This window comes from Bradyrhizobium sp. IC3195 (assembly GCF_020193585.1).
GTDB lineage: Bacteria > Pseudomonadota > Alphaproteobacteria > Rhizobiales > Xanthobacteraceae > Bradyrhizobium > Bradyrhizobium yuanmingense.
Genome location: NZ_JADYVG010000023.1, coordinates 18,906 through 44,511 on the forward strand (window position 1 = coordinate 18,906; position 25,606 = coordinate 44,511).

At 64.6% G+C, this 25,606-nt stretch carries 24 protein-coding genes; 10 read left to right on the forward strand and 14 right to left on the reverse strand.

Features of this window, described 5'->3' with window-relative positions; all coding sequences use genetic code 11:
- Positions 1-30: 30 nt before the first annotated feature.
- The 3 genes from I6F09_RS30720 to I6F09_RS30730 all read right to left on the reverse strand — a co-directional run bounded on the left by I6F09_RS30720 (position 31) and on the right by I6F09_RS30730 (position 2,402).
- Positions 31-984 (reverse strand): DUF1194 domain-containing protein, encoded by a 954-nt coding sequence (locus I6F09_RS30720; protein WP_225141012.1) that lies wholly within the window; start codon positions 982-984, stop codon positions 31-33.
- 207 nt (positions 985-1,191) lie between these two features.
- Complete coding sequence (locus tag I6F09_RS30725; protein ID WP_036014244.1) at positions 1,192-1,455, reverse strand: hypothetical protein; 264 nt, start codon at positions 1,453-1,455, stop codon at positions 1,192-1,194.
- A gap of 140 nt (positions 1,456-1,595) precedes the next feature.
- Positions 1,596-2,402 carry a creatininase family protein gene (locus I6F09_RS30730; protein WP_225145587.1) on the reverse strand — a complete coding sequence of 269 codons (807 nt, stop codon included), beginning with the start codon at positions 2,400-2,402 and terminating at the stop codon, positions 1,596-1,598.
- Between the two features lie 153 nt (positions 2,403-2,555).
- Between I6F09_RS30730 and I6F09_RS30735 the strand changes: the two genes are divergently transcribed.
- The 6 genes from I6F09_RS30735 to I6F09_RS30760 all read left to right on the forward strand — a co-directional run bounded on the left by I6F09_RS30735 (position 2,556) and on the right by I6F09_RS30760 (position 7,982).
- Positions 2,556-3,578 (forward strand): ABC transporter substrate-binding protein, encoded by a 1,023-nt coding sequence (locus I6F09_RS30735; RefSeq protein ID WP_225189753.1) that lies wholly within the window; start codon positions 2,556-2,558, stop codon positions 3,576-3,578.
- A gap of 191 nt (positions 3,579-3,769) precedes the next feature.
- The gene (locus I6F09_RS30740; protein WP_225150788.1) at positions 3,770-4,585 is read left to right on the forward strand and encodes an ABC transporter ATP-binding protein; all 816 of its coding nucleotides are present in this window, start codon (positions 3,770-3,772) and stop codon (positions 4,583-4,585) included.
- Entirely contained in the window at positions 4,582-5,400 is an 819-nt protein-coding gene (locus tag I6F09_RS30745) for an ABC transporter permease (protein ID WP_225189754.1), read from the forward strand. The genes I6F09_RS30740 and I6F09_RS30745 overlap by 4 nt, the downstream gene beginning before the upstream one ends.
- Positions 5,400-6,389 carry a 2-hydroxyacid dehydrogenase gene (locus I6F09_RS30750; protein ID WP_225189755.1) on the forward strand — a complete coding sequence of 330 codons (990 nt, stop codon included), beginning with the start codon at positions 5,400-5,402 and terminating at the stop codon, positions 6,387-6,389. Before I6F09_RS30745 ends, I6F09_RS30750 begins: the two co-directional genes overlap by 1 nt.
- Complete coding sequence (locus I6F09_RS30755; RefSeq protein ID WP_036014220.1) at positions 6,389-7,111, forward strand: AprI/Inh family metalloprotease inhibitor; 723 nt, start codon at positions 6,389-6,391, stop codon at positions 7,109-7,111. Before I6F09_RS30750 ends, I6F09_RS30755 begins: the two co-directional genes overlap by 1 nt.
- Positions 7,112-7,205: 94 nt before the next feature.
- The gene (locus I6F09_RS30760; protein ID WP_225189756.1) at positions 7,206-7,982 is read left to right on the forward strand and encodes a tetratricopeptide repeat protein; all 777 of its coding nucleotides are present in this window, start codon (positions 7,206-7,208) and stop codon (positions 7,980-7,982) included.
- Positions 7,983-7,986: 4 nt separating this feature from the next.
- Here the strand turns inward: I6F09_RS30760 and radC are convergent, their stop codons facing one another.
- The 4 genes from radC to I6F09_RS30780 form a co-directional block, all read right to left on the reverse strand.
- A complete protein-coding gene (gene radC, locus I6F09_RS30765; protein WP_225186114.1) occupies positions 7,987-8,700 on the reverse strand; it encodes a DNA repair protein RadC in 714 nt (237 codons plus the stop codon).
- Between the two features lie 132 nt (positions 8,701-8,832).
- Entirely contained in the window at positions 8,833-10,095 is a 1,263-nt protein-coding gene (locus I6F09_RS30770) for an adenylate/guanylate cyclase domain-containing protein (RefSeq protein ID WP_051057161.1), read from the reverse strand.
- A 373-nt stretch (positions 10,096-10,468) separates the two neighbouring features.
- Positions 10,469-11,287, reverse strand: a complete 819-nt coding sequence (map, locus tag I6F09_RS30775; protein ID WP_036014218.1) for a type I methionyl aminopeptidase — start codon at positions 11,285-11,287, stop codon at positions 10,469-10,471.
- Between the two features lie 184 nt (positions 11,288-11,471).
- A complete protein-coding gene (locus I6F09_RS30780; RefSeq protein ID WP_036014217.1) occupies positions 11,472-12,788 on the reverse strand; it encodes a mechanosensitive ion channel domain-containing protein in 1,317 nt (438 codons plus the stop codon).
- 208 nt (positions 12,789-12,996) lie between these two features.
- On the opposite strand from I6F09_RS30780, the gene I6F09_RS30785 reads away from it, so the two are divergent.
- Together I6F09_RS30785 and I6F09_RS30790 are read left to right on the forward strand one after the other, a co-directional pair.
- Complete coding sequence (locus I6F09_RS30785) at positions 12,997-14,790, forward strand: potassium/proton antiporter (RefSeq protein WP_225189757.1); 1,794 nt, start codon at positions 12,997-12,999, stop codon at positions 14,788-14,790.
- A gap of 136 nt (positions 14,791-14,926) precedes the next feature.
- A complete protein-coding gene (locus I6F09_RS30790) occupies positions 14,927-15,187 on the forward strand; it encodes a PepSY domain-containing protein (RefSeq protein ID WP_036014215.1) in 261 nt (86 codons plus the stop codon).
- A gap of 14 nt (positions 15,188-15,201) precedes the next feature.
- On the opposite strand, the gene modC is transcribed toward I6F09_RS30790, so the two are convergent.
- The 4 genes from modC to mepA all read right to left on the reverse strand — a co-directional run bounded on the left by modC (position 15,202) and on the right by mepA (position 18,725).
- The gene (gene modC / locus I6F09_RS30795; RefSeq protein ID WP_036014214.1) at positions 15,202-15,864 is read right to left on the reverse strand and encodes a molybdenum ABC transporter ATP-binding protein; all 663 of its coding nucleotides are present in this window, start codon (positions 15,862-15,864) and stop codon (positions 15,202-15,204) included.
- Positions 15,865-15,866: 2 nt separating this feature from the next.
- Complete coding sequence (gene modB, locus I6F09_RS30800) at positions 15,867-16,562, reverse strand: molybdate ABC transporter permease subunit (protein WP_225189758.1); 696 nt, start codon at positions 16,560-16,562, stop codon at positions 15,867-15,869.
- 67 nt (positions 16,563-16,629) lie between these two features.
- Entirely contained in the window at positions 16,630-17,412 is a 783-nt protein-coding gene (modA, locus tag I6F09_RS30805; protein ID WP_225189759.1) for a molybdate ABC transporter substrate-binding protein, read from the reverse strand.
- A 368-nt stretch (positions 17,413-17,780) separates the two neighbouring features.
- On the reverse strand, positions 17,781-18,725 hold the full coding sequence (gene mepA / locus I6F09_RS30810; protein WP_225134037.1) for a penicillin-insensitive murein endopeptidase: 945 nt from the start codon (positions 18,723-18,725) through the stop codon (positions 17,781-17,783).
- Positions 18,726-19,142: 417 nt separating this feature from the next.
- Here mepA and I6F09_RS30815 point away from each other — a divergent pair, with 417 nt between their 5' ends.
- Both I6F09_RS30815 and I6F09_RS30820 read left to right on the forward strand, forming a co-directional pair.
- Positions 19,143-21,344, forward strand: coding sequence for an EAL domain-containing protein (locus tag I6F09_RS30815; protein WP_225189760.1), 2,202 nt, complete (start codon positions 19,143-19,145; stop codon positions 21,342-21,344).
- A gap of 246 nt (positions 21,345-21,590) precedes the next feature.
- Complete coding sequence (locus I6F09_RS30820) at positions 21,591-21,755, forward strand: helix-turn-helix domain-containing protein (protein WP_162130849.1); 165 nt, start codon at positions 21,591-21,593, stop codon at positions 21,753-21,755.
- 896 nt (positions 21,756-22,651) lie between these two features.
- On the opposite strand, the gene I6F09_RS30825 is transcribed toward I6F09_RS30820, so the two are convergent.
- From I6F09_RS30825 to I6F09_RS30835, 3 genes are all read right to left on the reverse strand, one after another.
- Positions 22,652-23,113 carry a GNAT family N-acetyltransferase gene (locus I6F09_RS30825; RefSeq protein ID WP_225189761.1) on the reverse strand — a complete coding sequence of 154 codons (462 nt, stop codon included), beginning with the start codon at positions 23,111-23,113 and terminating at the stop codon, positions 22,652-22,654.
- Positions 23,114-23,195: 82 nt separating this feature from the next.
- Entirely contained in the window at positions 23,196-24,143 is a 948-nt protein-coding gene (locus I6F09_RS30830; protein ID WP_036014208.1) for an ABC transporter substrate-binding protein, read from the reverse strand.
- A 190-nt stretch (positions 24,144-24,333) separates the two neighbouring features.
- Positions 24,334-25,554, reverse strand: coding sequence for an MFS transporter (locus I6F09_RS30835; RefSeq protein ID WP_225189762.1), 1,221 nt, complete (start codon positions 25,552-25,554; stop codon positions 24,334-24,336).
- Between the last annotated feature and the right edge of the window lie 52 nt (positions 25,555-25,606).

The following is a 25,606-nucleotide window of genomic DNA, read 5'->3' on the forward strand; positions in this document are numbered from 1 at the left end:
CGATGGCCGGTTCCCGGCCCGCGGAAGGACCTAGCAGCCGCGGCAGATGCCCTTGATCTTCTTGTCGAGCAGCGCGTCATCCTTGCTGGACTGACTGCTCGCCGCCGGTTTGCTCATGGCCGGACTATTGCTCCCCGGTGTGATCGCGCCCCAGCGCTCCTGCCAGAGTTTCTCGCCGATCGTGCAGAGAACGCGCGGCTCCTTGTCCGTAGAGGGGGCAGGCGATTGATCTGGCGTTTGGCCCGCCACCTCGAGAGTCAGCTTGGTCCGGATCGCCTCCTTGAAATTTTCGCGATCGGTGACCGGTACGACAAAGGAACCCGGGCCGCCGATCACGCAATCCTCGTAGTACCAATCGATATGGTCGATATGCTGAAAGTCTGTCGGAGCAGCGGGTGTTGCGTTGGTCATGACCGGCAGGCCTGTGATGACGAGGCCTTGCTGCAACGCTTTGTCGCGCGCTGAGGTGACCGGATCGCCATTGCTGTTGGGGCCATCGCCCGAGACGTCGATGATACGGCGCGGACCACTGTAGGGGTTCTGCTCGAATAGCGAGGCGGCGAACTTAATTGCACTTGAAATCGAGGTGCGCGAACCGCGGCGGATCGGTGCATTGGTGATTTCAGTTGCGACCGCCTCAGCCGCTCCCGGCCCGTCGATCTGTCGCCAGGGAACGACAATTTTCTGGTCGCTGGTCGATGACCATTCGAAATAGGTCAGCGCGATCTTGCCGGCAGGACCGGCTCGCACCGCCCGGAGAAACTCCTGCGAGACGATGGCCTTGGCATAGCCTTCGCGTTGGGCTGCAAGGTCATCCGGCTCCATTGAGTAAGAAACGTCGACTGCGATGACGAGCTCGAGGTCTACGGCAGGGCGGCTGTCGCCCTGGGTCGCCGTTAGCGGCTGTGAGGCCGGCTCGGGACATGCCTGTGTCGATGTCAGGATCGCAATCAGGATCGATCCAATTGAGATCTGCCAACTCACGCTCGCCCTCCAGCCACCCATTCGTATCCTGACACGCGGAACGTGCAATCGGAAGGGTTGTCCGACTCATCATGGGCTGTTCTGGCCGCAACACGAATGACCCCGCCCGGGGGGACGGCCGGGCGGGGTCGGGGGCACGACACGGGGTGGATGAGGCGCCCGTGTCGGACGCGGGATCCACGTGGAGATCGGCCTCAGATACTCAGATCAGTAGCAGGTGCGAACGCGGCCGACGTACTGGCCGAAGGCGTTGTACTGCGCGACCCAGCCGCAGCGGTGGTAGCCGTGGTAATAGGGATCGTTGCTGGCGGCGATCGCGGAGCCGACGACGGCGGCGGTGGCGATGCCGGCACCGACACCCCAGACCCAGCCGGGCTGCTTGGCTTCGGCCGAGGTGGTGGTGGATGCGATGCTGCCGGCAACAGTGAGAGCAGCGAGAGCTGCGGCGGCAATCTTGGTCTTGATCGACATGTGAAACTCCATCCGGGGTTGAGGCGGTCCGTTGTGGCCCGCGTGCCCAGTTGGACGGAGGCTGCTCGCGTCCGGTTCGAAGACTGCAAATGCGCTCGCGAAGAATAGATCTTTCCTGAATGAATCCAGGAAGATGCCCCCTAGCCGAGGGGACCCTTGGCAAGCCTGTTCACGTCGAAGTTATCGACCTCACCCAGCAGCTCGCAGAACGCCGTCGCGCCCTGATCGAGCAGCTGCTCGCCCTTCTCTGGCTGCGCCAGCGTCGCGTTGCCGACGGCACCGCTGGTGTTGAGATCCTGCGCCTGCCAGGCGAACGGCGCCGGCCGCTGCGTCGACAGCCAGCGATATTGCTGCTCGATCGCGATGCTGCTCGCGGGAAAATCGGCGATCGCATCCTTGCGCACCTGATCCGGATAGCGCGCCAGCATGATCGAGGTCTCGACCGCGCCACCGTGAATGCCGTGCCGCACTTCATCGGCCGGGAACAATTTGTCCGCGCCCGAGAGCCGCGACCACGACGTCGTCACCACGAACAGCTTGTGATGCGCGCGCAGGTCCTGCGCAACCAGCATCATGGCTGCGCTATTGCCGCCATGGCTGGTGACGATGACGAGCTTCCTCACGCCGTGGCGTGCAACGTCCGCGCCGATCGCTGCCCATTTCCTCAGCGCGATTTCAGTCGGCAGCGTCTGCGTGCCGGGATAGTCGATATGTTCGGTGGAGATCCCGACCCGTTCGACCGGGAGGAAGCTCGCCGGAATGCTGGTGGGTAACAGCTGGCGCACACGTGCCAGATAGGCGTCCGCGATCAGCACGTCCGTCGTCAGCGGCAGATGCGGGCCGTGCTGCTCGGTTGCCGCCAGCGGCAGCACCGCGATCCAGCGCGACGCCTCGTCCGGGCTCGCATCAGCCCAGTCGATGTCGATCCAGTCGCGGGAGGGCGTCATCGAGGTTTCCTTGCTCGAATTTGTCACGTAATTTGCGGTTTGAGGGGATGCGGGCCCGGGCGGCTCGCATCCCCTGATGTCATGCGGTTCTATCGCGTTGCCTTCACCCGGACCAGTCGCGATTGGGCCAGCCACGATCGACGGAGTGCCAATATGACCCCCTTTCATCTGCGGCGAGCGTTAGTTGCGGGCTTGTTGGCCGCTCTTGCCTCCTTTGCGCCGGCGCGCGCCCAAACGCTCGACAAGGTCACCTTCGGCACCAACTGGGTCGCCGAGGCCGAGCATGGCGGCTTCTTCCAGGCGGTCGCCGACGGCACCTACAAGAAATACGGCCTCGACGTCACCATCGTCCCCGGCGGCCCGAACGAGAACAACCGGATGCTGCTGATCGCCGGCAAGATCGATTTCTTCATGGCCGCGAACACGCTGATGTCGTTCGATGCCGTCGCCAACAACGTTCCCGTCATCACCATCGCCGCGATTTTCCAGAAGGATCCGCAGGTGATGCTGACGCAGCCCGACGCCAAGGTCGCCAAGATCGAGGACCTCAAGCCGCTGACGCTGTTCGTCTCCAAGGAAGGCATGACCAGCTACTTCCAGTGGCTGAAATCCGAATACGGCTTCAGCGACAAGAACGTCCGCCCCTATAATTTCAATCCGCAGCCCTTCATCGCCAACCCGAAGAGCGCGATGCAGGGTTACGTCACCTCCGAGCCGTTTGCGGTGGAGAAGGCCGCCGGCTTCAAGCCCAATGTGCTGTTGCTCGCCGATTACGGCTTCAACACCTATTCGACGCTGATCGAAACCCGCCGCGAGAACGTCGAGAAGAAGCCCGACCTCGTGCAGCGCTTCGTCGATGCCTCCATGATCGGTTGGTACAATTACATGTACCGCGACAATTCCGCCGGCAATGCCCTGATCAAGCAGCTCAACCCGGAGATGACCGACGATCTCCTGGCCTATTCCGTCGCCAAGATGAAGGAGCACGGCATCGTCGATTCCGGCGACAGCTTGAAGAACGGCATCGGCGCAATGAGCGACGAGCGCTATGCCTCCTTCTTCAACAAGATGGTCAAGGCCGGGGTCGTGAAGGCGGATCTCGACTACCGCAAATCCTACACGCTGCGCTTCGTCAACAAGGGCGTCGGCGTCGAGCTGCGCCCGAACAAGCCGTAAATGTTGAGATCAGGCACGCCGGTGAGGCTGGCGCCCACCTCTCCCGAAGGGAGAGGTCGCATCGCATCGCCAGATGCGGTGCGGGTGAGGGGTAACGCTCCCTCGTTGGACCTGAGGCCCCTCACCCGGCGCTGCGCGCCGACCTCTCCCCGCTGGGGGGAGGTGACGTGCCCCGCCATGTTCAGCGCGTGATGACAGAGAGCAGAACCGCGCCCGCCGTCGAGGCCAGCCTGACGCATCTCGCCGTCAGCCTGCGTGGCGTGACGAAAACTTACGACAACGGCGTGATGGCGCTCGGCCCGTTCGACCTTGCCGTCCGCAAGGGCGAGTTCATCTCGCTGCTGGGACCCTCCGGCTGCGGCAAGTCGACGGTGTTGCGGCTGATCGCCGAGCTCAGCGCGCCGTCGTCGGGCACGGTGCGAGTGGCACGGCACGAGGGCGTGCCACAGCCAGGTCACGGCATCGGCTTCGTGTTTCAGGAGCCGACCCTGATGCCCTGGGCCAATGTCCGCGAGAACGTGCGCCTGCCGCTGAAGCTCGGCGGCGTGCCGAAGGCGGAGGGGCGCGCGCGTGCCGACGCGGCGCTGGCCAGCGTCGGCCTTGCTGATTTCGCCGATGCCTTTCCGCGAGAGCTCTCCGGCGGCATGAAGATGCGGGTGTCGCTGGCGCGTGCGCTTGTCACCGATCCCGATATCCTCCTGATGGACGAGCCGTTCGCCGCGCTCGACGAGATCACGCGCTTCCGCCTCAACAACGATCTGCTGGCGCTGTGGCGAGGCTTACGCAAGACCGTCATCTTCGTCACCCATTCGGTGTTCGAATCCGTCTATCTGTCGCAGCGCGTCGTCGTCATGACGGCGCGCCCCGGCCGCATCCAGGCCGACATCCGCATCGAGACGGTCGAGCCGCGGGGTGAGGAGTTTCGCACCTCGACGGCCTATTCCGATTATTGCCGACGCGTGTCGGCCGCGCTGGCGCCGTCCTATTCGGGGCAGTCGACGCTATGAACGCCCAAGCTCCCGTGCCCGCAAAATCGTCCGGCGCGCAACGCGCGATGCGCTTCGTGCTGCCCGTCATCGTCGTCGCAGCCGGCCTCTTTGCCTGGGAACTCGTGGTCCGCATCAGGGAGATCCCGCCTTACGTGCTGCCGGCGCCCTCCGTCATCCTGCTGACACTGATCAAGGACTGGGCGGTGCTGTCACAATCGCTGGCGACCACGCTTGTCACCACGCTCGAAGGTTTTGTCGCCGCCAGCATCGGCGGCATCGGGCTGGCGCTGCTGTTCAACCAATCGAAATGGGTGGAATATTCGCTGTTCCCCTATGCAATCGTGCTGCAGGTGACGCCTGTCATCGCGATCGCGCCGCTCTTGCTGATCTATCTGGAGCAGCAGACCGCGGTGGTCGTCTGCGCCTTCATCGTCGCCTTCTTCCCGGTGCTGTCGAACACCACGCTCGGGCTGAACTCGGTGGACCGCAACCTCGCCGGCCTGTTCCAGCTCTATGGCGCATCGAAGCCGCAAACCCTGCGCTTCCTCAAGCTGCCGGCGGCGCTGCCCTACATTCTCGGTGGCCTGCGCATCGCCGGCGGCCTGTCGCTGATCGGCGCGGTCGTGGCCGAGATCGCGGCCGGAACGGCCGGCGCCGGCTCCGGGCTCGCCTACAGGATCGCCGAGTCAGGCTATCGCTTGAACATACCCCGCATGTTTGCCGCGCTGCTTCTGTTGTCGCTGGCCGGGATTGTCATCTATGGGGTGCTGGCGCTAGTTTCCCACCTCGTTTTACGGCGCTGGCATGAGAGCGCGCTTGGAAAGGAAAACTGATGGCTGCCGGTTCGATTTCGTCCGAAAAGATCGACCTTCTGATCTATGGGCCGGTGCGGCCGATCCTCGAGAACGGGTTTTCCGATCATTTCGTCGTGCACAAGGCAGAGACGCGCGGCGATCTCGAGCGGCTGACGCCGGCGGTCCGCGACAAGATCCGCGGCGTCGCAGTGACCTACCACACCGTGCGTGCGGACAAGGACTCGCTGTCGCAGCTGCCGCAGCTGGAGATGGTGGCGAGCTTCGGCGTCGGCTACGACCACATCGATGCCAAATATGCGGCCGAGCACGGCATTATCGTGACCAACACGCCCGACGTCTTGACCGAGGAGGTCGCCGACGTCGCGATGGGCCTTCTGATCTCCACCTTGCGCGAGTTCATCAAGGCCGACCGCTATGTCCGCTCCGGGCTCTGGCAGACCCAGAACTATCCGCTCAGCGTCGGCTCGCTGCGCGACCGCAAGGTCGGCATCGTCGGCATGGGCCGGATCGGCCAGGCCATCGCGCGCCGGTTAGCTGCCTCGCTGGTGCCGGTGGTCTACCACTCCCGCAATCCCTCCAAGGACGTCTCGTACAAGCACTATCCTGACCTGATCGAGATGGCGAAAGCGGTCGACACGCTTGTTGTGATCGTGCCCGGCGGTGCCAGCACCAACAAGATGATCAATGAAGAGGTGCTCAAGGCGCTCGGCCCGCGCGGCGTGCTGGTCAACGTCGCCCGCGGCTCGGTGATCGACGAGCCGGCGCTGATCCAGGCGCTGAAATCCGGCACCATTCTCGCCGCCGGGCTCGACGTGTTCGCGGCCGAGCCGAACGTGCCCGACGAGCTCAAGACCATGCAGAACGTCGTGCTGCTGCCGCATATCGGCTCGGCCTCGGTGGTGACGCGCAACGCCATGGACCAGCTCGTGGTCGACAATCTCAAGGCCTGGTTCGCCGGCAAGGCGCCGCTGACGCCGGTTGCGGAAACGCCGGTCAAGGGACGCTGATGATCGCTCGTCGCCTTCTCGCATATGTCGTTGCGGCCTGCCTGGCCGCGATCGGCGCCGTCGCGGCCTCCTTGGCCGCGATCGGCATCGCGCATGCGCAGGATGCGGCGAGCCTGAAGAAGCAGATGCCCGGACAATGGGAGCTCTCGACCACCGAGCGCAGCAAGACCTGCGTCGTCACGCTGAAGGCTGACGCCGCAGGCCAGGGTTTCAAGCTGGAGCTGGAGCCGTCCTGCAAGACCGCGCTGCCCTTCACCAAGGACATCGTGGCCTGGAGCGTGAGGGGCCTCGACATCGTGCGCCTGCAGGATGCGACCGGCGAAGCCGTGATCGACTTCACCGAGGTCGAGGCCGGCATCTTCGAGGGCCTGCGCCAGGGCGAGGGCGTCTACATCCTGCAGGATCTCGCCGCCGCGCGCTCGATGGCGAAGTCAATGGACCAGATGATCGGCGATTGGTCGATGGTGCGCCGCAACGGCCAGCCGGTGTGCGGGCTGACGCTGACCAACACCGAGGCTGATGCGGACAATTTCCAGGTTTTCCTCAAGCCGAGATGCGACGCCACGATCGCGCAGTTCAACCCGACGCAATGGCGCCTCGAGCGCGGCCAGATCATCCTGATGTCGAAATCCGGCGAAGCCTGGCAGTTCGAGGCCGACGACAACGCGCAGTGGCGCCGCGTCCCCGACACCGCCGATCCCCTGATCATGCTGAGGCAGTAGGGCGTCGGCCGAGACCGCTAAGGCGGTGCGGCGTTTGGTCGTGCCCTGACGGGACGAACTCGGATGGGCCAAAAATCGCCTTGACCCCGGAATATTGCCGGCTCGAACTTTTCTCGCATCTGGAGAGACCAAGACAGGAATCGTTCAAACTCGATCGGGCTTTGACATGAAATTCGTTGCCCTGGCCTTTTCGTGCCTTCTGCTTGTCGCGACGCCCGCCAGCGCGAATGACAGCCGCACCTTCAATGCGATGGTCGCGTTGGCCAATCGCGGAGATGCGGAGGCGCAATATCATGTCGGCATGATGCACAATAACGGCATCGGCACACAGCAGGACCGCAGCCAGGCATTCGAGTGGTTTCAAAAATCGGCTGCGGCCAACGATCCGCTCGGAGCCTACAAGCTCGGCTGTTATTATGACGGGCAAGGCGTGGGCGTCGTCGCAACAAATCCGGATCAGGCATTGAAGTACAAGCTTGTGTCCGCCAAGGCCGGCTACGCGCGTGCCCAGCACGACGTCGCTCTCATGTATGACCGACAAGGGAATTCGGAAGAAGCGCTGAAATGGTGGAAGATGGCGGGCGACCAGGGTCTCCCCAGCGCCCTCTTCAGCCTGTCCCGCGCATATTCCGCAGGAAAGGGCACGCCGAGGGACCTGTCCCTGTCGTATGCCTATTTCAAGCTCTCGAAGGTGGCGCCGGCCAAGAACGTGAACGAGATGGCTTCCCTGTTGTCCAAGCCTGAGCTCGAGAAGGCCGAGAAAATGGTTGCCGAATGGAAGCCGCAACCGACCGCCCTGACGCTGAAGGCATTCGCCGGCATCACGGCCGCGGAAGACCATTTGAAAGCCGCCAAGAACCAGGCGTTCTGATCGTCTAGATCAACCGCAACCCCCTCAAGCTCGCATGCCCGTTCTTGCCGACGATGATGTGGTCGTGCACGGCAATCCCGAGCGGTTTTGCGATGTCGATGATCGCCCTGGTCATCTGGATGTCGGCCTGCGAGGGCGAGGGATCGCCGCTGGGGTGGTTGTGCACCAGGATCAGCGCGGTCGCGGACAGCTCGAGCGCGCGCTTGATCACCTCGCGCGGGTAGACCGGGGTGTGGTCGACCGTGCCGGTCTGCTGCACCTCGTCGGAGATCAGCTGGTTGCGCTTGTCGAGGAAGAGCAGGCGGAATTGCTCCTTGTCGGCAAACGCCATGCTTGTGCGGCAATAGGCGATCACCTCGTTCCAGGATGACAGCGCGTTGCGGCTGTTGACCTCGCCCTTGGCAACGCGATGCGCGGCCGCGGCGATCAGCTTGAGCTGGTTGATCGCGGACTCGCCGACCCCCTCGACCTCCCGCAAGCGCGCCACTGGCGCATGCACGACCTCGGCGAACGAGCCGAAGGTCTTGATCAGCGTCTTCGCCAGCGGCTTGGTGTCGCGCCGCGGCAGCGCGGCAAACAGCGCCATCTCGAGCAGCTCGTAATCGCTGAGCGCATCCGCGCCCGCGCTATAGAAGCGCTCGCGCAGCCGCTCGCGATGGCCGTGATAGTGCGGCGTGTCGTCAGGTCTGCTCTTGTCGTGGTCCGGCTTGGCGGGCATCGGCCGCCAGCATTGCCGGGGATGGTGGTTTTTGCAACCGTCAATTGCGCGCGCCTTGCATAGGTGCGCTTCCGGCATGAAGCGGATGATGATCAGCCGACCGTTTTTCCCGCCCTTCGTCTCAGCTGGCGATCATGGGCCCTGGTGACGCCAGAAGCTATCGTTGGGCACGACGCCTGCGGGATCGGCAGCCAGGTCCGGCCTGATACGATCGAGGAAGTACATCGGGGTGGGCCCCTTGCCCTTCACCTCGATGCTGCCGCGCGGTTCGCAGGTGAAGCGCGCTTTGACCAGGTTCCAGGTCGCCTCGGCAATGTTGATCCGTCCGGGATCGGCGGCCGCCTGCAGACGCGCGGCGACGTTCACCGCGTTGCCCCAGATATCGTAGCTGAACTTGCGCGTTCCGACGACGCCAGCGATGACCGGGCCGGTGTTGATGCCGATTCGCGCCATCCAGAGCGGCAGCCTCAGCCGTTCGCGCTGACGGTTCGCCTTGGCGAGCAGGTCCTGAATCTCGAGCGCCGCCAGCGCGGCATCGACAGCGTGCGTCCGGTTGATCTCGGGCAGGCCGCCGGCACAGAGATAGGCATCGCCGATGGTCTTTATCTTTTCGAGCCGATGGCGCGCAATGATCTCGTCGAACGTGCTGTAGTACTCGTCGAGCTGGTGCACGACCTGCGCCGGCTCGATCGCCTCGACGTGCCGGGTGAAGTCGGCGAAATCGACGAAGAGGATGCTGACCGACTGGTAGAAGCGCGGCCGTACCTTCGCGTTGGCCTTGAGCTCCTCGGCGATCGCAGGGGGGAGGATGTTGAGCAGGAGCGCATCTGATTTGCTCCGCTCCGCCTCCGCCATTGCGCGCGCCTTGTCGAGCTCGGCCAGCATCTCGTCGCGCTCGCGGAGTCTACGTCTGAGCTCGAGCTGAGCCACGGCCTGACGCGAGATCCGCCGCACTGCTTCTTGCTGCTCGAAGCTGAGCTCGCGCGGCTCGAAATCGATGACGCACAGCGTTCCGAGCGCGTATCCCTCCTCGCTGATCAGCGGCATGCCGCAATAGAAGCGCAGCCCGAACTCGCCGGCGACCAACGGCGAATCGCTGAACCTCGGATCCTTCGTGAGGTCAGGCACATACATGAGATCGTCATGGCAGATCGTCGCCTGGCAGATCGAGATCTCCTTGGGCACGTGCGTAAGGTCAGGCGGCAGGCCGCACTTGGCCTTGAGCCATTGTCGCTTGTCGTCGAGGAAGGTCAGCAGCCCGGCGCTGCAGCCGCAGATCTGCGCCGCCAGGTCCGCCAGTTCATCATAGGCGATCTCCGGCGGCGTATCGAGAATGCGATAGGTTTCGAGGGCTTGCTGCCGCGCCTGCTCGTTGTCCGGCAGGTAGATCTTCATGTCGTCCGCCACCGCTCGACAGAACCCGCCATGACCATATCTCCATGCCCAGTCAAGACGCCTGCATTAGAACACTGGAGGCGGATCATGGAAAGGTGCGACTCCCTGCGCAGTCAGCGAAACCGACGTGATTGTGGTCATGCTTTTCCTATCATGCACGTGCTTTCACCTCGACGTAGGCCGCCTGTTGCCCGTCGCGTGCGTCTCAGCGCTGTTCTGGGGGGCCTTCTGGCGAAGGCAAGATCTGGGACGATCAACCGAGACCCGGACTCGGGCCTAGGTCAGTAAGCGCGTCCTCGACGCGTCGGTGCGCAAAGGCAGAATCGCCACCCGCCAAAGGGGGCCGCCGCTAGCAATAGCTGACGCACCGGGCTCACCCGATCTGCTTCTCGCCGTGCCGCGCCGATAGCGTGAAGATCTCGACGCCGGTCGCCGTCACGCCGACCGAGTGCTCGAACTGCGCCGACAGCGAGCGGTCGCGGGTCACCGCGGTCCAGCCGTCGGACAGGATCTTCACGTGCGGCTTGCCGAGATTGATCATCGGCTCGATGGTGAAGAACATGCCGGGCTTGAGCTGCACGCCCTCGCCGGGCCGGCCGATATGGATGATGTTCGGCTCGTCGTGGAACATGCGCCCCAAACCATGGCCGCAGAAATCGCGCACCACGCTCATGCCCTGCGGCTCGACGAAGCTCTGGATGGCATGGCCGATGTCGCCGGTGGTGGCGCCGGGCTTCACCGCGGCGATGCCGCGCATCATGGCTTCATAGGTCACCTCGATCAGCCGCTCCGCCTTGCGGGCGATTGGGCCGATCGCATACATCCGGCTGGAATCGCCATACCAGCCGTCGACGATGAAGGTGACGTCGATGTTGACGATGTCACCCTCCTTCAGCGGACGGTCGCCGGGCATGCCGTGGCAGACAACATGGTTGAGCGAGGTGCAGGTCGAGTAGCGGTAGCCGCGATACATCAGCGTCGCCGGATAGGCACCATGGCTGAAGGCGAAGTCGCGGACGAATTCGTCGATTCTGGAGGTCGGCACGCCCGGCCCGACGATGTCGGTGAGCTCGTCCAGGCACCTGGCCACCAGCGCGCCCGCCTTGCGCATGCCGGCAAAGGCGGCAGGCCCGTGCAGCTTGATCTGTCCGGTCTTGCGCAGGGAGGTCTCGGTGGCGTCGACGTAGCTCATGCGTGTCAGGTCTTCTCGGGCTGATCTCGATATCGGCGGAAAGGCTTGATTTCACGCCCCAATTTAATGATTGGCGGCCTTCATGCAAGCCGAGCCAAGCGTTTTCGAGCGAAGTGGCTACCGGTTCGCGTGAAGAAAACGCGTCAAAACAAGAGCCCTACCAGCCTTGGCTTACGAAAGCGTCTTAATTCGGGACTTCCACGGCGGTTTCCACCGGCAGGGCGCCGCCGCGGATACGGATTTCGCGGACGGGATAGGGAACCCGGATGCCCTCGCGCTTGAAGGCGTCCCATAGCTCCAGCATCACGTCGCTCTTGACCTTGTCCATGCCGTCGGGGTCGGCGATCCAGAAGGTCAGCGAGAACTTCATCCCGGCTTCCGCGAACTCGGTCAGGAGACAGGTCGGCGGCTTGCCCTTCTGCGCGCGCGGATGAGCGGCGGCGGTCTCGGCGGCGAGCGTACAAACCAGCTTGGGGTCGGCGTCGTAATTGGTGCCGAAGGCGATCTTCACCAGCGTGTTCTTGTCGGTATAGGTCCAGTTGACGACCTTCTGCGTCACCAGATCCTCGTTCGGGACCAGGAATTCGCGCCCGTCTCCGGCAGCGACGGAAATATAGCGCGTCTTCATCGCGCTGATGCGGCCGGTATTGTCGCCGATGGTGACGAGATCGCCGGGCTTCACCGACTTGTCGGCGAGCAGGATGATGCCCGAGATGAAATTGGCGACGATCTTCTGCAGGCCGATACCGATGCCGACGCCGACCGCGCCCGAGAACACCGCGAGCGCCGACAGGTCGATTCCGACCGCGCCGAGCGCGATCACGATGGCGACCGTGAGCAGCCCGATGCGGATGATCTTGACCAGCAGCACCTGCACCGACGGCGTCAGGTCGGTGGTCGAATTGATCCGGCTCTCGGCGAAATTGCTGGCGATGTTGGTGAGCCAGAGCGCGATCAGCAGCAGCGCGCCGGCCTTCAGCGCCAGGAGGGGGGTCAGCCTGAGGCCGCCGAGCACGATCGCGAAGGAATCCAATAGGTCGACCGTCGCATCGAGCTGGCCGACGATGGAGAGCGCGGCGATGAACCATGCCGTGATCGACACCAGCTTGACGATGAAGGCGTTGCGCAGCACCGAGGTCACGAGCCGGATCACCAGCCAGGCGAAACCCAGCTTGGCTGCGACCATCAGCAGATAGGAGCGGCTCGGCCAGGTCGCGTGATACATCACCACGCGCGAGACGATCACGAGCAGCGTGAACACCGCCGTCGAGGCGCTGGCGACCATGACCCGGACGAAATGCCGGAGCGGCAGCGGCCAGCGCATCGCCAGCGAGGTCAGGTCGACACGGCTGCGAATAGCGGCCTCCGCGGCATAGGCGATGCCGGCGGCGGCCAGGATGAGGCCGAATTGCAGGTAGAACCAGGGTGAGGAGAATTCTGCCCCGACGCTGCGTGCGGTGGTCTGCACGAGCTCCATGAAGTCTTTGAGGTCCATGTCCATCGGGTCTCGTCGGCAAGCGGGGAGGAATTGATTCGAGGGCGCCGGACAATCCCACAAAGGACGCGGCCGGGCCATCGATACACCGTGAAGTGAAGCGCGTTAAGGCCGTAAAACACGGGCAGATTGCCGCGAAGCGCGAAAATGGGTTGGCGCGCGAGTCCACCAACGATAAGGATGAAATTCCAGCGATTTTTTACCCGGAAGGTGGATGGCCTCTCTCGATTCCGTCAGTCTCGCCATATTGCTCGGCGCCGTCCTCGTCATGGCCGGCATCCTCTCCAGCTTGCTGGCGCTGCGCTTCGGCGCGCCCTTGCTGCTCGTCTTCCTCATCATCGGCATGCTCGCCGGCGATTCCGGCCCAGGTCAGCTTCAGTTCGACGACGTCCGCACCACCTATCTGGTCGGCTCCGTCGCGCTCGCCCTGATCCTGTTCGACGGCGGCCTGCGCACGCGCTTTGCCAGCATCCGCACCGTGCTTGCGCCGTCCGTGGTGCTCGCGACAGTCGGCGTGCTGCTGACCGCGCTGGTCACGGCGCCGTTCGCCAAATATGCGCTCGACCTCAACTGGTCGGAGTCGCTGCTGGTCGGGGCGGTGGTGGCCTCGACCGACGCTGCCGCCGTATTCCTGCTGGTGCACACCCAGGGCCTGCGTCTGCGCCCGCGCGTCGGCGCGACGCTGGAGGCCGAATCCGGCACCAACGATCCCTTCGCGATCTTCCTCACCTTGATGCTGGTGGAATACATATCGCTGGGATCGAGCTCGCCCGGCCATGTGCTGATGGAGTTCATCCAGGAGGCGGTGCTGGGTGCCGTCGTCGGCGTGCTCGGCGGCCGCCTCGTCGTCATCGCGCTCAACAAGGTCGCCCTGCCGCAGGGCCTGCATGCGCCCTTCGTGACCACGGCCGCGCTCGTGATCTTCGGCGGCTCGCAGATCATGCACGCCTCCGGCTTCCTCGCGGTCTATCTCGCCGGCATCATCATCGGCAACCGGCCGACCCGCGCGCATAATTCGGTGGTGACGTTCCTCGACGCCGCGACCTGGCTGGCGCAGATCGTGATGTTCGTGCTGCTCGGCCTTCTGGTCTCGCCGAGTCGGTTGGGTTCCAGCGTGCTGCCAGCGGTCGCCGTCGCGCTCGTCTTGATGCTGGTGGCGCGCCCGCTCGCGGTGTTCGTGTGCCTGTCGCCGTTCCGCTTCAACTGGCGTGAGAAGATTTTCATCGCCTGGACGGGCCTCCGCGGTGCGGTCGCGATCTTCCTGGCCTCGATCCCGATGCTGGTCGGGTTGCCCAAGGCCTATCTCTATTTCGACGTGGCCTTTGTCGTCGTCATCATCTCGCTTCTGCTGCAAGGCTGGACCCTGGCGCCGGCCGCGCGCAAGCTGCACGTGGCGCTGCCCCGTGCCGACCGCGGCCCCCGCCGCGTCGAGCTCGATCTGCCCGGCCAGCTCGAGCAGCAGCTGGTCGGCTATCCGGTGCGGCCCAAGAGCCTGTATTTCCGCCGCGGCCTGATCCCGTCCTGGTCCAAGCCGACACTGGTGATCCGCAACGAGCACATCCTGATGCCGACGGAGGCCGATCCAATCGCACCGGGCGACTACATCTATCTGCTGGCGCCGCCGGAAAAGGCCGAAGCGCTGGACCGTTTCTTCGTCGACATGCAGCCGAGCACCGCGCCCGATCCGCATCTGCTCGGCGACTTCATGGTCTCCGGCGAGCACACGCTCGCCGAGCTCGCCGCGATCTACGGTGTGAAGGTCGGCGAGGACGACGGCAAGCTGACCCTGGCAGATTATTTCGACGTCCATCTCGACCACGCGCCGAAAGAGGGCGCCGAGCTGCCGCTGGACGAGATCGTGCTGGTCGCACGATCAATCTCCGGCGGCCGCGTCAACGTCGTCGGCCTGCGTCTGCCGGAAGAAGACGAAACGCCGCCGCCGCTGACCCGCGCGCAGGCGGTGAGAAAGAAGCTCGCCGATGTCTGGACTTCGGTCGCCGGAGTTTGACTTGCGAAGAGGAACTGCCACCAAATCGCCGCAACCGCCGAAGTTTTGCGCGGCTTCGTGACATCCGGATCCGGAACGCTCCGCATTGCCTCTCGTTCTAAGCTGTATAGAAGTTTGGACTGACAGGAGTACGCCAATGCGAAAGTTCGCCCTTCCGATCGCGACTGTCCTCGTGCTGGGCGCAGCGGCGCCGGCTATGGCCTACGACACCGGCGATCAGATCTCGATGCAGGTTGCGCTTGACGTCGCGACCGATCTTGGCGTTGCGACGGTGTCGCACACGAACTTCCTCGGCGACGAATGGCAGATTGAGGGCCGCGACCGCGCCGGCCGCTGGATCGAGGTCGATGTGGATGCCCGGACCGGCGAAGTGCGAAACGTCGACCGCGGCTGGTAGGGGGGTTGGCCCGATCACGTCAGCACCTTCACCCCGCCGAACGACGTCACCCGTCCCTGCTTCAGCATCACGATCTGCGTCGCGAGCTGGCGCAGCTCGGCGACGTCGTGGCTGACATAGACCATCGGCACATTGGCCTCGTCGCGCAGTCGCACCAGGTAGGGCAGGATCTCGAGCTTGCGGCCCTCGTCGAGCGCGCCGAGCGGCTCGTCGAGCAGCAGGAGGCGCGGCTTCGACAGCAGCGCGCGGCCGAGCGCGACGCGCTGGCGCTCGCCGCCGGACAGCTTCCCGGGACGGCGATCCCTGAGCGCGCCGATGTCGAGCAGGTCGATGATGCGCTTGTGCTGCGCCGGATCGGGCGCAAGCCCGTTCATTCGCCGTCCGTAGTCGAGGTTCTGCGCCACGCTCAGATGCGGAAACAGCCGCGCATCTTGGAACACGTAGCCGATGCGGCGGCGGTAAGTGGGCACGTGAATGCCGGCCGCGGTGTCGTCGACGATCTCGCCGTCGATCGCGATGGTGCCGCGATCGGGCCGCAGCAGGCCGGCGATCATGTTGACCAGCGAGCTCTTGCCGGCGCCCGAGGCGCCGAACAGCCCGATGACGCGCCCCTCGCTGCTGAAGGAAGCGGACAGCGAGAATTCACCCAGCTGTTTTTCGACGTCGACGCGCAGCATGGTCAATTCCCGTGCAGCCGCTGCGTGGCGCGGCGGGCGAACCATTCGGCCGCGATCAGCGCACCGATCGCGAGCACGATCGAGACGATCACGAGCCTTCCCGCAGCGGCATCGCCGTCCGGCGTCTGGATCAGCGAATAGATCGCGGACGAAATCGTCTGGGTCTCTCCTGGAATGTTGGAGACGAAGGTGATGGTGGCGCCGAACTCGCCGATCGCCTTGGCAAAGCCCAGCACCATGCCGGCGAGCACGCCCGGCAGCGCCAGCGGCAGCGTCACCGTGAAGAACACTTTCCACGGCGCTGCGCCGAGCGTCTCCGCAGCCTGCTCGAGCCGGCGGTCGATCGCCTCGATCGACAGCCGCATCGGCCGCACCAGCAGCGGAAACGCCATCACGCCGCAGGCGAGCGCGGCACCGGTCCAGCGGAACGCGAAGACGATGCCGAGATGGTCGGCGAGAAAGCTGCCGACGAGACCGCGCCGGCCGAAGGTGAGTAGCAGCAGATAGCCGGTGACGACGGGTGGTAGCACCAGGGGCAGGTGCACGAGTGCGTCGAGCACCGACTTGCCCCAGAAATCACGCCGCGCGAGCAGCCACGCCAGCGCAATGCCGAACGGCGTCGCGACCAGCGTGGCAATGACGGCGACCCTGAGCGAAAGCAGGATCGCCGTCCATTCGGCGGGAGAGATGTCGAACATCAAGTCGTCATATCAGGTCGCAGAAACAGGTTGCAAAATCAGGTTTGCAGGAATCAGGTCGCAACAATCAGGTTGTGGGGCTGATCAGGAACTTGAAGCCGTATTTTTCCAAGATGGCCTTGGCCGCCGCCGAGCGCAGGAAGGCGAGATAGCCGTTCGCCTCCGGCTTGGCGGTGCTGGTCGCCGCGACCGGATAGATGATCGCAGGATGCGAATCCGGCGGGAAGGTCCCGACGATCTTCACGCCCGGCTCGACCTTGGCGTCGGTGGAATAGACGATGCCGAGCACGGCCTCGCCGCGCGCGACCAGCGTCAGCGCGGCGCGCACGCTCTCGGCCATGGCGAATTTCGGCTCCGCGGCCTGCCAGGCCCCGAGCTTTTCCAGCGCCGCCTTGGCATATTTGCCTGCAGGGACCGACTTGACGTCACCGGTCGCGATCCTGCCGTCGCCGGCGAGCTTGGCGAGATCGAAACCTGGCGCGATCGTCACACTGTCGATCTTGGAATCCTTCGGCGCGATCAGCGCGATGCTGTTGCCGAGCAGATTCACTCTGGAAGGCTCGTTGATGGTCTTCTTGGCGATCGCGTAGTCCATCCAGTCGGTGTCGGCCGAGACGAACACGTCGGCCGGCGCGCCCTGCTCGATCTGCTTGGCCAGCACCGAGCTAGCGGCGTAGCTGACGCTGAACTTGACCCCGGTCCTGGCGGTGTAGGCGGCGTCGATCTCGTCCAGCGCGTTCTTCATCGAGGCGGCGGCGAACACGGTGATGGTCTTGTCCTCGGCCGCGGCGGGCGCGACGGCCGTGCTGGCGAGAATGAAGGCGGTGAAAAGTCCTGATAGACGAAACATGGATGCGCTCCGTGCGGGCTCGCGCGCGCAAGGTTGCACGCGCGAAATCTGGCGTTGGCTGGTCAGATGCGACGGGCGGACGCGCTGTTCCACGGTCCCCTAGCGACGGCTTACGGCCGGCGGGGATATCGCAGTGCAAACATAGCAGGCCGTGGCCGCAGGTCAAAGCCGGCCGTTTGTCGGCCAGCTTCTATCGGGCCGGCGAGTTCGTCGTCCCGGGGGGCGCGTAGCGCGAGCCCGGGATCCATAACCACAGGATTGCGTTGGGCGAAGACTCGGAGTGACCTGCTTCGCGCAAGTATCACTCCCTGTGGTTATGGGTCCCGGGCTCGCTGCGCGCCCCCGGGACGACGTCCGCGGGCGAGCCCTTACGGCTTCGCATCCCCTGCATGCAGCACCGCCTTGCAGGTTGCCGGCATCTGCGCGAGCGTCATCGGCGGCTTCGGCTTGGGCGGCTCGGGCGGCGGCTTGGGGTGCAGCACCGCATCGGAGAACCAATAGGCGAGATCGGCGGGCTTGCAGCCTTCGTCCTCGGCCTGTGACGGCTGGCCCTCGCATTCGCCGGCCCCGGCCGGGCAGTGCATGCGGATGTGGAAGTGGTAGTCGTGGCCCCACCAGGGGCGGATCTTCGACAGCCAGGCGCGGTCGCCCTTGGCCTCGCGGCACAGCGCCTTCTTGATCGCGGCGTTGACGAAGATGCGCTGCACGGCGGGCTCTCGCGCCGCGGCGCGCAGCACCAGGACGTGGCCTGGCGTGAACACCTTGGGGTCGATGTCGAGCCGGTCCTGGCGCACCATCATCACCGCCGACATTTCCTCGCGCTCCTCGCGCGAGAGCCGGCGGTCCGGCATCGGCGTCAGCCAGATGTCGGCGTCGAGACCGATCTGGTGGCTGGCATGGCCTGACAGCGCCGGCCCGCCGCGCGGCTGGGCGATGTCGCCGACCAGGATGCCGGGCCAGCCTGCGTCCTTGTGCGCCTTCGCGGCAAGCCGCCTGATCAGCGCGATCATGTCGGGATGACCGTAGCTGCGATTGCGCGACAGCCGCATCACCTGCCAATTGTCGCCGTTGACCGGCATCTGCGCGGCGCCGCCGATGCAGCCCCTGGTGTAGGAGCCGATGACGTGGGCCGGCCCCTTCGATGGCAGCAGCTTGCGCGCGAACAATTCCTTGGCGGCGAGATCGGGGTCGTTGGGATTGGCGAGCGGCGGCAGCGGCTTCGGGTTGATGCTGCCACGGTCCTGGGCCAGCGCGCCACCGGCGCCCAGGCAGACGAACGAGAGCAGGAGGAGGGTGATGCCGCGGCGACTCATGCTGACGCTCTTATAACCCAATGCTGCACCAGGGTTAAGAACGAGGCGACGAGCCCGCCGCCGGCTCATCGCAGCGCGCCCCGAATCGCGTCTCGACCCGCCGTTTCTTAAGGGTGTAATAACCGTATCCTGCATTGACCAAAATTCGTGCGCGGCGCGCAGAAAATTCTGCGGTTCGCATGCAATCGCGCGCAATTTCGGAACCGATTCAGGCGCGCGCGCAGTTTTGCGCCAGATCGCTCATTGATTGCGGGCGCCGCACTCAGTCTGATGGCGCCTGCCGCCGCCCGCCACGCCGCGCAAACAGGCAATATGCGCCCCGCGCGCGGACCGCGGCTGGCTAAGATTACATTTTTTTCAGACACTTGCCTCAAAACTTGCGACCGCTGGACGCGACTGGGACGAGTGAAGTTGAGTTTGGGGTCTCTAAAAACAAGAAAGCGAAAGCAAAGCACGCTTGCCCGCGCCGGCCAAAAGGCGCGCAAGCCGCGCTTCGCGTGCGCGCACCGTGCCCTTTCCGAACACGACGAAATCCTGCGCAGCCGTGCCGAGGCGGAAGCCGCGATCGCGGAGGCGCGCAAGTCGCATGAGCGCCTGCGCCAGGCCATCGACATCCTGCCGCAGGGCATCGTGTTTCTCGACGCCGAAGGCCGCTACGTCCTCTGGAACAAGAAATACGCCGAGATCTACAGCAAGACCGCCGATCTGTTCGAGGAAGGCGCGCGGCTCGAGGACACGCTGCGTATCGGCGTCGCCCGCGGCGACTATCCCGAGGCCATCGGCAATGAAGAAGCCTGGATCGCCGAGCGCCTGCAAAAGCTCTACAAGCCCGGCGCGCGCCACGAGCAGAAGCTGTCGGACGGCCGCGTCATCCTGATCGACGAGCGCTTGACCGATGACGGCGGCGTCGTCGGCCTGCGCGTCGATATCACCGAGCTCAAGCAGCGCGAGGCCTCGTTTCGCCTGCTGTTCGACAGCAATCCCGTGCCCATGATCGTCTGCGCGCTGGACGACGAGCGCATCCTCGGCGTCAACGATGCCGCGGTCGCGCATTATGGCTACAGCCGCGCCGAGTTCGAGCGATTGAAGATCCGGTCCTTGCAGGCATTCGAAAGCGTGCCGCCCTGGACCGTCGATGGGACCGGCGAGGATCAGGCCGGCCGCACCTGGAAGCACGTCAAGGCCGACGGTGGGCTGATCGATCTTGCGATCTATTCCCGCGAACTGACCTATGCCGAGCGGCCTGCGGTGCTGCTCGCGCTGATGGACATCACCGAGCGCAAGCGCGCGGAGGCGCGGCTCGCCTTCATGGCCCAGCATGACGGGCTGACCGGTCTGCCCAATCGCAGCCTGCTGCGGCAGCAGATGGACGAGATGCTGCTGCACACGCGCCGCGGCTCCGAGAAGGTCGCGCTGCTGATACTAGGGCTCGACAATTTCAAGGCGGTCAACGACACGCTGGGGCACGCGGTCGGCGACAAGCTGCTGCGCGGCGTCGCCAAGCGGCTGCGTTCCACCTTGCGCGACGAGGATGGGCTGGCCCGGCTCAATTCCGATGAGTTCGCGGTTCTGCAGAGCGGATTGGCTCGGCCGGAAGATGCGGTGGGTCTCGCAAAACGCCTCCTTGCGGCCATTGCCGATCCCTATCTGCTCGACGGTCATTCCGTGGTGATCGGCGCCTCGATCGGCATTGCGATGGCGCCCGGCGACGGCGAGGATTCCGAAAAGCTGCTCAAGAGCGCCGACATGGCGCTGTCGCGCGCCAAGCTGGATGCGCGCGGCAGCTTCGCCTTCTTCGAGGCCGCGCTCGATGCGAAGGCGCAGAGCCGCCGCAAGATCGAGGTCGAGCTGCGCGATGCGATCCAGAATGACGTGCTGCGGCCGTACTACCAGCCGCTGATCGATCTCCAGAGCGGCCGCATCACCGGCTTCGAGGCGCTGGTGCGCTGGCCGCATGCCGAGCGCGGCATGGTGTCGCCGGCCGAGTTCATTCCGGTCGCCGAAGACACCGGCCTGATCAATCCGCTCGGCGGGCTGATGCTGCGCCGGGCCTGCCTCGACGCCGCGGCCTGGCCCGACGACGTCCGCGTCGCCGTCAACCTGTCGCCGCTCCAGTTCCGCAGTGGCAATCTGCTCTCGATGGTCACTGACGCGCTGAAACATTCCGGCCTGCCGCCGCGCCGGCTCGAGCTCGAGATCACCGAGACGCTGCTGCTGGAGAAGAGCGCGCAGGTGCTGGCGACGTTGCATGCGCTGCGCGCGCTCGGCGTGCGCATCTCCATGGACGATTTCGGCACCGGCTATTCCAGCCTCAGCTACCTACGCAGCTTCCCGTTCGACAAGATCAAGATCGATCAGTCCTTCGTGCGCGATCTCGCGGCCAACCGCGAGGCCCAGGCGATCATCCGCTCCATCGTCAGCCTCGGCAAGGGCCTTGGCGTCACCATCACCGCCGAAGGCGTCGAGACCGAAGCCGAGCTCAGCTGCCTCCGCGCCGAAGGCTGCCATGAGGGCCAGGGCTTCCTGTTCAGCAAGGCCCGGCCGAATGCGGAGATCGTCAGCCTGCTGGCCGCACAGCGCGGCATCGACGGCGACGAGGACGCCGCGCTGGTGGCGTGACCGCTCGCCTCCACGATATCTAAGAACGTACCGCTTCGCCCATCGGCCTCTCCCGCCTTGCCCGGCGCCAGCAGCCTTGATCTGCCTCAACAACGAGGCCAAAGGCCGGGGCGCATGACAGCGCGGCGTCGGTCAATTTCCGTTTGGAGGTTCGGACGGATAACGGCCCGGGCGCGCCACCCGTAAATTTCCCAAGTGCGGACCGTCAGCTGCCGTCGTTAAGTCGTGCGGTCGTGGGGTCGCACCATGAAGACACCGAAGCCGAAGCAATGGGCCGAGCAGGAGGTTCGACGGCTGGTCACGCTGGCCCGGCAGGGCATTGGGGTATCGAAGATTGCCGCCGAACTGGGCCGCCACGCCGGATCGGTCAGGCGAATGGCGCGAGCGAAAGGAATATTGTTGAAGAAATAGTCGCCGGTAGGGCAGGCGCTGCCTGATCGACGAGGCGCGTGGACGGCGCCCTACAGCCCGAAGCCTCGGCCGATGTCCCGCACAAGGCTGGGCGCAGCCTCAGTATTGCGACCATGGGAGAGCGCTCGATCGAGCCGAGACAAGATGCCTTTTCCGAAGAGCGCTATAGCGATGCTTCTGAGCATGGTTGTGGATCGGGTTTGAACGATGCTGCGAAAGTTCAAAACGGCCCCAGCCGCAGGATGGGGTAACAGCCGGGGCCGGCATTCCCATTCCAATGTGCCGCATCGGCGGTGGGCGGCACTCTTCAGGTTAGGCACACAGAAGCTAACAAATTATTCTGTTTCGCTCTCACCTCGCGTCGGCCGTGGCCGATTGTATCATAGCGTGCTCACGGTGAAGCGGTGAGCGAACCGAGCAATGGTCGACATGCTCGAGCGGCGCATCATTGGCCAAGTGCTCCCAATATTCAGCTTCCGCGAGTAGTTTCCAACCTCGATCCGGATGACGCGCGGCTGTCTGACGGCACAATAATGCCATCGCGCGCAGGCGACCCGCAGTATCCATCTGCTCCTCCCATTATATTCTTGTTGATTGCACCCTATTTTCTTTTTTTGCGTCGGAGTCATTACGATTATGTCGCAAAACTAATTTCCACTTTTCGAAGCGCGACTCGACTTTCGTTGCGACTACAAATCGCGCGTCGAACACAAGCTGGTGCAATCCAGCTCGTATCGGTAGATCGAGACCGGACCATCAGGCTTCGTGCTTACTAATCAGAACTGGCAAGAACGGCGAGATACTCGCGCCCGTCCGTCGGCGATGGGTTCCGCAAGAGCTCGAACTACCACCACGCGTCGGGCTCTCCGCGGCGATTGCCATGGTGTGGACCAGGTCTAGGTCCGCTCGATGAGCACCCGCTCCATGATGATCGTGCGTTCGTCCCCATAATAGCTGTCGCGCACGGCATTGAACCCCAGTCGCGCATAGAAGGTCTCTGCAGTGACCGATGAACGGACCGTCAAGGACGGAATGTTCCGCTCGCGCGCCGTGCGCTCGATCTCGGCCATCAGCAGCTTGCCGATCCCGCGAGCCTGAACGTCCGGAGAAACGAAGACTGTGCGGACGACGCTTCCGTCGAGGCTTGCCGTTCCGACCGGGCGGCCGCCGATCGTGGCGACGAAAACGGTGCGCTGCCCGATCAGCCGGCGCACGGTATCCGGGCCGAAGCTGGGCTCGATCCGCGCGATGATCTCCGCCGTATAGTCCCTTGCATTAGTTTCGCGCAGCGCACGCAAGATGACGGCGCTGATGGCCGCGGCGTCATCGTCGAGCGCGGGCCGGATGCTGCATTCCATGAACTGCTCCGCCGAAGCTTCGCGAATGACTGGATTTGAGCCCCCCTCACGGCGCGGTAATCGGCGGATTTTCAACGACCTGTCACTCGATCACGTCGTCCGTCAGCACGAGGATGGTGGGCGGGATCGTCACGCCGAGCGCACGCGCGGTCTTGAGATTGACGGCCAGTTCGAATTTGGTTGGCAGCTGGATTGGCATATTTGCCGGCTTTTGTCCCTTCAGGATCAGATCAACATAGCCCGCGGCGCGACGAAACAGGTCGCCGATGTCGGCGCCATAGCTGATCAGAGCGCCGGCATGCGCGAACTCCTTCTGCTGGCCGATGACGGCGATCTTCATGTCGATGCCGATACGGCAAATTGCGTCCTGCATCGCGGCGGTCATGTAGTCGCGAATGACAATCACGGCGTTGCCGCCGGCGCCCGCGAGCACGTTGAATTGCTCGGCAACCGCCGCCGGCGACGCGCTCGTCAGTCCGAGGCGCACCGGTTCCAGCCCGGCGCGTCGTGCTTCCTCGATGGTTTGCGCGCCCCAGGCGCTGAAGGTCGGGTCCGTCGCATTGTTCAAGACGCCGATCCGCTTCAGCGAGGGCAGGATCTCCCGGATCATCTCAATGCGCTTGGCCGACATCTCCTCGCCGAACGCGGCGAAGCCGGTGAGACTGCCGCCCGGCCGCGCGAGGCTCTGAAACAATTCAGGGTCGCTTTGCACCGCAGGCAGCGCCACGGCGACGACGGGAATATTGGTTTTCCTGATGATCGCGCGTGCTGCGGCCGGGCCGGGCGAAAGCAGCACGTCCACCTGTCTGGCCACGAGGTCGTCGATCAATGCAAGGCCCCGCGACACATCGCCGGCCGTCGAGTGGGCCTCGATGACGATGGTGCGGCCCTCCACGTAACCCAGCTCGGCCAGCGCCTTCCGGAACGGAACGAGCACCGCATTGTCGATTTCCGGCGTGGCAAATCCGACGAATCCCACGACCGGAACGCGCTTTTGGGCCAAGGCTTCGCGCGCCGATATCGCCGTCATTCCCAAGAAGCTCAGAAACGTCCGCCGCCTCATTTGGCCTCTCGCGATGCCAGAACGATCTGATCACAAGGGCAATGGTACACGAAGATAATCGGTGCCAGAAGGCAGGAAGTAGGATGACCGAGGGAGGCGAAATCCATCAAACTTACATTTATGCAAAGTCAGATCCGGTATTCGCCACTGTCCGGTGTCACGCCGTCGCGCGGCTAAGATCGAGCGATGGCCTGCGCCGCGTCGGAAAACTCAGCGCCACCGCGACCGCCGCAAGCCCGATCGCGAAGGAGCCGGCGTGCAGCCAGGTGTATTGCTGGAAAGTATCGAACACGATCCCGCCGGCCCAGGGCCCGAGCGCCATGCCGAGGCTGGCGAAGGCCGACACGGCACCGAACACCGTGCCCATAATGCGCGGGCCGAAGAACTCGCGGACCAGCACCGCATAGAGCGGCATCACCCCACCATAGGCGAGGCCGAACACGACCGAGAGCGCGTAGAACTCGCCGAGCTGCGCCACCGCCAGATAGGTCGCAATGCACATCGCCTGCACGAACAGCCCGCCGACAAGGACCGGTTTCGCGCCGATGCGATCGGCCAGCGCGCCCAGCAGCAGGCGTCCGCCGAGGCCTGAGACGCCGGCGACGCTATAGACCGTCACTGCCGTGAGCGGAGCGATGCCGCAGACCATCGCATAGGACACCATGTGGAAGATCGGGCCGGAATGCGCCGCGCAGCAGGCGAAATGCGCCGCTGCGAGCGCGATGAATTGCGGCGTGCGCAGCGCCTGCGCCGCGCCCATCTCGACCTCTGGCGCCGCGTCCGTCGTTGCGGAGCCCGCGGCTGGCGGCGCCGGACGTACCAGGAAGCAGGCGGGGATCAACAGCGCCCACGAAGCGATGCCGATCGTCAGCATCGCGGTGCGCCAATCATAGGCCGTGATCAGCCAGCTCGCGGCCGGCGCGACCGTCACCGGGGACACGCCCATGCCGGCCGAGACCAGCGCCACCGCGAGGCTGCAGTTCTTTTCGATCCAGGCGCTCGCGAGCGCCATCATCGGTGCGTAGAAGCTGCCCACGGCGATCCCGATCAGCACGCCGAAGCAAAGCTGGAATTGCCACAGGCTTGCTGCCTGGCTCGCTGTGACGAGACCTAGTCCCAGCAGAACGCTTCCCGAGAGCACCACGATGCGGGTGCCGAACCGGTCCGACAGCGTGCCCCATAGGAATGCGGCGAATCCCATAAAGAGGAAATCCAGCGTCGCGGCAGCCGACACCCCGGCGCGCGACCAGCCCATCGCCTCCGAGATCGGCTGCAGGAACACCGCCAGCGACAGCATCGTGCCGAACCCGATGCAGGTCATCAGCGCCCCCGCGGCGACAACGACCCAGCCATAGTCGAAACGTGACGGCTTGCTCATGCGTTTCCTTGGCGCTTTTGCTCTTGTTGATGGTGCGCGGCAGGGATGGTGA